The sequence below is a fragment of the Kitasatospora sp. NPDC048545 genome, from assembly GCF_040651155.1.
In the GTDB taxonomy this organism is placed as follows: domain Bacteria; phylum Actinomycetota; class Actinomycetes; order Streptomycetales; family Streptomycetaceae; genus Kitasatospora.
In genome coordinates, this window is record NZ_JBEZIQ010000049.1 from 67,796 (window position 1) to 74,490 (window position 6,695).

The 6,695-nt window shown below is 73.1% G+C and carries 7 protein-coding genes; all 7 read left to right on the forward strand.

The annotated features are described in order from the left end of the window. Nucleotides 1–107 precede the first annotated feature (107 nt). The 7 genes from AB0D10_RS34600 to AB0D10_RS34630 all read left to right on the forward strand — a co-directional run bounded on the left by AB0D10_RS34600 (nt 108) and on the right by AB0D10_RS34630 (nt 6,556). Complete coding sequence (locus AB0D10_RS34600) at nt 108–956, forward strand: hypothetical protein (protein WP_360263207.1); 849 nt, start codon at nt 108–110, stop codon at nt 954–956. After that, entirely contained in the window at nt 953–1,621 is a 669-nt protein-coding gene (locus tag AB0D10_RS34605; RefSeq protein ID WP_360263210.1) for a leucyl/phenylalanyl-tRNA--protein transferase, read from the forward strand. Before AB0D10_RS34600 ends, AB0D10_RS34605 begins: the two co-directional genes overlap by 4 nt. A gap of 62 nt (nt 1,622–1,683) precedes the next feature. Beyond that, nucleotides 1,684–4,050, forward strand: coding sequence for a beta-ketoacyl synthase N-terminal-like domain-containing protein (locus tag AB0D10_RS34610; RefSeq protein WP_360263213.1), 2,367 nt, complete (start codon nt 1,684–1,686; stop codon nt 4,048–4,050). Then, nucleotides 4,047–4,322, forward strand: coding sequence for a PqqD family peptide modification chaperone (locus tag AB0D10_RS34615; protein WP_360263216.1), 276 nt, complete (start codon nt 4,047–4,049; stop codon nt 4,320–4,322). The genes AB0D10_RS34610 and AB0D10_RS34615 overlap by 4 nt, the downstream gene beginning before the upstream one ends. Further along, complete coding sequence (locus AB0D10_RS34620) at nt 4,319–5,290, forward strand: TIGR03560 family F420-dependent LLM class oxidoreductase (RefSeq protein ID WP_360263219.1); 972 nt, start codon at nt 4,319–4,321, stop codon at nt 5,288–5,290. Before AB0D10_RS34615 ends, AB0D10_RS34620 begins: the two co-directional genes overlap by 4 nt. Beyond that, complete coding sequence (locus AB0D10_RS34625; protein WP_360263222.1) at nt 5,287–5,535, forward strand: acyl carrier protein; 249 nt, start codon at nt 5,287–5,289, stop codon at nt 5,533–5,535. The genes AB0D10_RS34620 and AB0D10_RS34625 overlap by 4 nt, the downstream gene beginning before the upstream one ends. A 187-nt stretch (nt 5,536–5,722) precedes the next feature. Next, complete coding sequence (locus tag AB0D10_RS34630) at nt 5,723–6,556, forward strand: class II fructose-bisphosphate aldolase (RefSeq protein ID WP_360263225.1); 834 nt, start codon at nt 5,723–5,725, stop codon at nt 6,554–6,556. Nucleotides 6,557–6,695 lie beyond the last annotated feature (139 nt).

Genomic DNA, 6,695 nt, shown 5'->3' on the forward strand with positions numbered 1-6,695 from the left:
CCGCGGCCGCCCCGCCGCGTCCGCGCGACCGGCCCGGTCTCGGCACGTTCCGCACCGGCCCACGGCCCGGTTCCACCCTGTTGGGAACTACGGAGGACAACTCCCCTATGACAGACCGACCCGCCTTCGCCCCCTCACTGAAGGTCCTCTGCGACCAACCCGGCGAGCTGACCGCCCCCGACGTCTCCCTGGCCGGACTGCTGGCGCAGTTCCCGGGCCTCGCCGAGGCCAAGGCGATCTGCCTGACCGGCTCCACCGCGGCCGGCTGGGCCAACCCGTTCAGCGACGTCGACGCCTACGCCTTCACCGACACCGACCTCGACCTGCCCGTCGACGACACGATGGAGATGTGGCGCAGCACCGACGAGAGCGGCCTGACCTGCCTGACCTGGATGGGCCGCTACGGCGACTCCCGCATCGACCTGAAGATCTGGCCGACGGACGCGCCCGCGCAGGCCCTCGCCCCCTACCTGACGGCGGAGGAGCCCGAGTTCTGCGAGTCCGGCACCGTCGTCAAGGACTTCGTGTACCGGCTCTCGATCGCCAAGCCCCTCAAGGGCGAGGAGTTCTTCGAGGAGACCAGCCGCCTGATCGCCTCCTCCTCGTACCAGCGGGCCCTGACCCGCACCCTCAAGATCGACGCCGAGAACCGGCTCACCGACGTGGCCGGCATGCTGCGCAACGACGACGTCAAGAGCGCCCGCATCGCCGCCATGACCGCCGCGGCGTGGATCGCCGACGGCGCCCTGGTCCTCGCCGGTTCGCTGTGCCGCAGCGACAAGTGGCTGCTGCGCCGCATCGAGGAGACCCCGGCGTCCGGCCTGACCGTCGACGGCTACCGCACCCAGGTCCTCCAGGGCCCCGGCCCCGGCGAGTCGGAGCGCGACTGCGTCCTGCGCATCGCGAACTGGGCCCGCACCACCGTCACCAACCTCGAAGAGGCGGCCCTCGGGTGAGCGGCGACCGACCCGTGACGGGGGACACGATCTCGGCGCCGCTCGACCCGGTCCTGGCCGGCTACCTCAGCGGGCACGTGCCGTGGGGCGTGGGCGACGAGATCGTCTGGCGGGTCCCCGAACCGCGCTTCTACCTCGACCTCGCCCACGCCCGCTTCCCGGACAGCGTGTGGAAGCGGACCCGCCGGCTCGGCTGGACCGGGCGGATCAACAGGGACTTCGAGCAGGTGCTGCAGGGCGTCGCCGAAACCCCGCGCAGCAACGACACCGAGTGGATCACCCCGGCCATCGCCGACCAGTACCGGGCCCTGCACCGGGCCGGACTCGCCTCCTCCTTCGAGGTCTGGAACGGCGATGACCTGATCGCCGGCGAGCTCGGCGTCCTGGTCGGCGGCGTCTACTTCTGCGAGACCAAGTTCCACCGGGTCGCCGAGTCCGGCAACTTCCTCTCCGGGATGGCCGTGCTCACGCTCGCGAACGCCGGCTTCTCGGTCTACGACGCCCAGTACGGGCCCGCCTACCTGGAACGCTTCTCCACCAAGGGACTCGAACCCTTCGACGCGGACACGTTCCCGGACCTCGTCGCGCGGGCCGCCGCCCGGCGCTACCGGCACATCGGCGCGGGCGCGCCGGCCGTGCTGACCAAGCCCGTCCTGCCCGAGTAATGACCGCCCCGGTCACGGCCGTTCGAGGCCGTGACCGTTCGAACGAAGAGGACTCCCAAGCCGTGACAGGCGATGTCATCACAACGGCGACCCCGATCGCGATCATCGGAATGGCCTGCCGCTACCCCGGCGCGGACAGCGCGGAGGCGTTCTGGGCCAATCTGACGGCCGGCGTCGAGTCGATCGAGCGCGGCCCCGCCGAGGGGAACCACGTACGGGCGGTCGGCAGGGTCGGCGGCATCGAGGACTTCGATGCCGAGTACTTCCGGATCCCGCCGGCCGAGGCCGCGGCGATGGACCCCCAGCACCGGGTGCTGCTGGAGGTGGCCGCCGCCGCCCTGGAGGACTCCGGCTACCTCGGCCGCGGCGGCGACCGCGTCATCGGCGTCTTCGCCGGTTCCGGCGAGAACACCTACCTGCGCGACCACGTCGCCCCCGACACCGCCGCCGTGGAGAACCTGGGCGAGCTACGCCTGGCCCTGGCCAACGAGAAGGACTTCCTCGCGCCGCGGATCGCCTTCAAGCTGGGCCTGCGCGGACCGAGCCTGACCGTCCAGGCCAGCTGCTCCACCGGACTGACCGCGATCGCCCTGGCCTGCCAGGCCCTGGCGGCCGGTGACTGCGACATCGCGGTCGCCGGCGCGGTCAGCCTGCTGATGCCCGACGTGGACGGCTACGAGTACGTCCAGGGCGGCATCAACTCCGCGGACGGCCACTGCCGGACCTTCGACAAGGGGGCCTCCGGCACCGTGCCCGGGTCGGGCGCGGGCATGGTCGTGCTCAAGCGCGACGGCCAGGCCCGCACCGACCGCGACCGCCGCTACGGCGTGATCCGCGGCTGGGCCACCAACAACGACGGCAGCTCCCGGGCCGGCTTCACCGTGCCCAACGTGGAGGGCCAGCAGGCCGTGGTCCGGGCAGCCATGCGGCGGGCCGGCGTGGAGCCGCGCGAGGTCTCCTACGTCGAGGCCCACGGCACCGCGACCCCGCTGGGCGATCCGATCGAGGTGGAGGCCCTCAGCCGGGTGTTCGCCGACGACGACCGCGGCCCGGGCGCCGTCGCCCTCGGCTCGGTGAAGACCAACATCGGGCACACCGACGCCGCGGCCGGTGTGGCCGGGCTGATCAAGGCCACCCTCGCCGTCCGGCACGGGGTGATCCCGGCGAGCCTCCATTTCACCGAGCCGAACCCGGCGATCGAGCTCGACGGCACCACCCTCTACGTCAACACCGGCACGCGGGCCTGGCCCGAACGGGACGCCAGGCGCGTCGCGGGCGTCAGCTCGTTCGGTCTGGGTGGCACCAACGCCCACGTGATCGTGGCCGACACCGACGAGGCGGACACCGACCCGGCCCCCCGGGACCGGCAGGCCGTGGTCCTCTCGGCGCGCACCGACGACGACCTCGCGCGGGCCAAGGCCCGCCTCGCCGACCGGCTGGAGGCCGGGGCCCGGCTGTCCGAGCGGGAGTTCGCCGACACCGCGTACACCCTCGCCGTGGCCCGGCCCGCCCACGCGGCCCGCTGGGCCGGCTCCTACGCCGACGCCGAGGACCTGGTGACGGCCCTGCGCGCACCGCACCGGCCGACCGGCCGCACCACCCGCATCTCCCTCGCGGTCGAGGGCCGGCCCGACGAACTCGTCGCCATGGCACGGCGCGAGACCGCGGCCGAACCGCTGGCCGCCGCGGCGCTCGCCGAGTACACGGCCCTGCTCGACGCCAAGGGCGGACGGGCGGACGGCACGGTGTTCGACACCCTGCCCGAGGAGGCCGCCGGCGCCCTGGCCGTGCTCGTCCCGCTGCGCGCCCTGCAGCTGGCCGGGGTGAGCCTGGCCCGCGTCGACGTCCCGCCGTTCGCAGCGCCGGCGGCGGACTGGCTGCTGGCCGGCGGCCCCGCGCAGGAGCTGGGCCGGGTCCTGCACGCCGGCGCGCAGTCCGCCGGGGCACCGAAGGCGCCCGTCGCCCCGGACCGCCTGCGCCTGGGCCCCGACCACCGGCTCTCCGACACCGTCGCCCTCGCCTGGGCCCGCGGCGCGGCGATCGACTGGGCCGGGTACTACGGGACCGAGACGCGCCGGGTGGTGTCGCTGCCCGCCTACCCGTTCGCCGCCCAGCGCCACTGGATGGAGAAGCAGGCCCCTCAGCAGCACCCGGACGACACGGACACCGCGGCGGCCGGCCAGGACGCGGCGACCGTCGCCGAGGTGGTGACCACCGCGTGGTCCCAGGTCCTCGGCCTGACGAGCACCGACCCCGAGGCGGACTTCCTCGACCTTGGCGGCGACTCCCTCACCGCGGTGGAGATCGGCGCGCGGGTCAACGAGGAGCTGTGCCTCTCGCTGCCGCTCGACCTGGCCTTCCAGACCCCGACCATCTCGGCGATGACGGAATTCATCGAGAACCACCAGCAGACTGGAGCAGACGCATGACAACCCTGATGGACGAGGTGCTCGTCCGTGCCCTCGACGTCACCGTGCGCCGCGGTGAGGACGACGGCCTGCTGGTCGAGACCCTGATCGGGCGCTACCTGTTCGACGCCGAGGCCCGCGACGTGTGGCGCCAGGTCGACGGCAGCCGTCCGGTGCGCGAGGTCGTGGCGCGGGTCGCCGAGGTCACCGGCCGGCCGGTGGACGAGGTCCGCGGCCCGGTGGAGGACTTCCTCGCCCGCCTGCTCGACCTGCGACTGCTGGAGCGGGTGTGACCGCAACACCGTTCACCCGGGTCGGTTTCCAGTTCGCGAGCTACGCCTTCCCCCAGGTCCCGGACAGCCGGCTGTTCGACCACGTCGTCGCGGTCGCGCGGACGGCCGAGGAGTCGGGCTTCGACAGCATCTGGGCGATGGACCACGTGCACCAGATCTCCAGCGTGGGCGAGGCCGCCGACCCCATGCCGGAGGCGTACACCACGCTCGCCGCCCTCGCGGCGCTGACCTCGACGGCCAAGCTCGGCGTCCTGGTCTCGGCCGTCGGGTTCCGCAACCCGGCCCTGCTGGCGAAGATGGTCACGAACATCGACGTGATCAGCAAGGGCCGCGCGGTGCTCGGCGTCGGCGCCGGCTGGCACGGCGAGGAGTACGAGGCGTACGGCATGCCGTTCCCCGAACTCGGGCAGCGGATGCGGGAGTTGCGGGAGGCGGTGAAGATCTGCCGGGCGATGTTCACCGAGCACGCCCCGTCCTTCGAGGGGACGTACCACCGCGTCAGCGGCGCGCTGAACGTGCCGCAGCCGACCACCCCCGGCGGCCCGCCGATCCTGATCGGCGGCAGCGGCGAGAAGACCACCATCCCGATGATCGCCAAGCTGGCCGACGGCTGTAACTTCTTCGGCGGCCCGGCGACCGTGCGCCACAAGATCGGCGTCCTGAACCGGGCCTGCGAGGCCGTCGGCCGGGACCCGGACACCGTCACCAAGACCTGGCTGGGCACCGCGATCATCGGGGACTCGGAGGCCGAACTGGAGCGCGGCGCCGAGGCGTTGGCCAAGCTGCACGGCATCCGCCCGTCGGCCGTCCGTGCCATCTCCCTGTGCGGCACCCCCGACCAGGTCGCCGAGCGGGTCCGGCAGTACCGGGACTGCGGCATCGACGGGGTGATCGTGAACATGGACGACGCCGGCGAGCTGGACCGGGTCGCCCGGGCCGGCAAGGTGCTCTCGGAGGCGATGGCATGACCACCACCCAGGAAACCGCATCCGAGACCATCGCGGAGGTCTTCGCCGAAGCCCTGGGCCTGCCGGCGATCGACTGGGAGACCGGATTCTTCGACCTGGGGGTGGACTCGGCGATGGTCGTCCGGGTCACCACCGAGCTGCGCGCGCACTGGCCGGGGCTGCGGATCGTCGACGTGTTCTCGCACTCCACGGTCAGCAGCCTGGCCGCCCACCTGACCGCCACCCAGCCGCAACCCGCCGGCTGACCGGTCCGGGCCCACCTTCCGACGGGGGCGACCCGCCGCGGCTCCGGCCCGGTGGGCCGCCCCCGTCCGCCGCTCGGCCCGGACGCCGACCGGCTCCCCTCCCTTTCGCGCACCGCCGCTCTGCACACCGCCCCTTCGCGCACCGCCGCACGCAGTGGCACGCCCACCAAGCAAAGGAATCCCGATCATGCCGCTGGTCCCCACCGCGTCGATCGTCGACGCCGCACGCGCAGCCGGTGTCGGCGCACTGGCCTTCAACGTCATCCACCTGGAGACGGGCGAGGCGATCGTCGCCGCCGCCGAGGAGACCGGAATCCCGCTGGTCCTCCAGATCAGCAAGAACTGCATCGACTACCACGGCGGCATGATGCCGCTGCTGCGCGCGACGCTCGCCCTGGCCGAGGACTCCGCCGCCGGGCTCTCCGTCCACCTCGACCACCTGACCGACCCGGACATGATCCGCGCGGGCGTCGAGGCGGGCGCACGGTCCGTCATGGTCGACTACTCCGACCTGCCGTACGAGGAGAACGTCCGCGCCACGGCGGAGCTGACCGCCTGGTGCCACGAGCGCGAGGTCTTCGTCGAGGCCGAACTCGGCAAGGTGGGCGGCAAGGGCGGCGCGCACGCGTTCGGCGTGCGGACCGACCCGGACGAGGCGCTGGCCTTCGTCCGGGCCACCGGAGTCGACGCGCTGGCCGTCGCGGTCGGCTCCTCGCACCGCATGCGCGAGCGGACCGCCGTCCTGGACAAGGACCTGGTCACCACGCTGAGCGAGGCGCTGCCGGTGCCGCTGGTGCTGCACGGTTCGTCGGGCGTGGCCGACGAGGAGCTCGCCCAGGTGATCGCCGCCGGCATGACGAAGATCAACATCTCCTCCCGGCTGACCACGGTCTTCACCGGCGTCGTCCGGGAGATGCTGGCCGCCGACCCCGATCTGACGGACTCGCGCAAGTGCTTCGAGCCCGCGCGCCGGGCCGTCACGGACGAGGTGGCCCGCCTGCTCACCTCCCTGGGGGCCTGACAGCGGGCCGCTTCGCAATCCACAGGGCCGGGCCGGCTCCGGGGGATCCCAGCCGCCAAGCAGGCCGCCGAGGCGAAGCCGAAGGTGTCCCGTACGGACCGGTTCCAGCAGCACCTGGCCGCGCTTGCGGCGTTCGTCG

Bases quoted from the DNA above. Each gene is read 5' to 3' on its own strand.
- AB0D10_RS34615 (WP_360263216.1), top strand. From the start codon at position 4,047: ATGACAACCCTGATGGACGAGGTGCTCGTCCGTGCCCTCGACGTCACC.
- AB0D10_RS34625 (WP_360263222.1), top strand. From the start codon at position 5,287: ATGACCACCACCCAGGAAACCGCATCCGAGACCATCGCGGAGGTCTTC.
- AB0D10_RS34600 (WP_360263207.1), top strand. From the start codon at position 108: ATGACAGACCGACCCGCCTTCGCCCCCTCACTGAAGGTCCTCTGCGAC.
- AB0D10_RS34630 (WP_360263225.1), top strand. From the start codon at position 5,723: ATGCCGCTGGTCCCCACCGCGTCGATCGTCGACGCCGCACGCGCAGCC.